Source organism: Cytophagales bacterium (genome assembly GCA_019456305.1).
Lineage (GTDB): Bacteria > Bacteroidota > Bacteroidia > Cytophagales > VRUD01 > VRUD01.
In genome coordinates this window covers 1-289 of record VRUD01000096.1, presented here as the reverse complement: position 1 = coordinate 289, position 289 = coordinate 1, and the positions used below count along the sequence as shown (strand labels likewise).

Genomic DNA, 289 nt, shown 5'->3' with positions numbered 1-289 from the left:
ACCATCTGTGCTAACGACAGCATTTTATTAGGCGGTTCCTATCAGAATACCCCCGGAATTTATTACGATACCCTTGTAAGCGCAAGCGGTTGTGATAGTGTGATCGTTACCACCTTAACGGTTAACCCGACTTACACGATCCCTGCTGCTGACACCATCTGTGATAACGACAGCATTTTATTAGGCGGTTCCTATCAGAATACCCCTGGAACTTATTACGATACCCTTGCAAGCGTAAGCGGTTGTGATAGTGTGATCGCCACCACCTTAACGGTTAACCCGACTTATA

General features: G+C 46.0%; 1 protein-coding gene and 1 pseudogene (1 of these 2 cut by a window edge). Both read left to right on the top strand.

Going from position 1 to position 289, the window contains the following annotated elements:
* Positions 1-14, top strand: a pseudogene (locus tag FVQ77_15670) (hypothetical protein) (it extends 1594 nt beyond the left edge of the window).
* Between the two features lie 85 nt (positions 15-99).
* Positions 100-289 (top strand): hypothetical protein (locus tag FVQ77_15665; protein ID MBW8051740.1); only part of this gene is annotated, 190 nt, incomplete at its 3' end.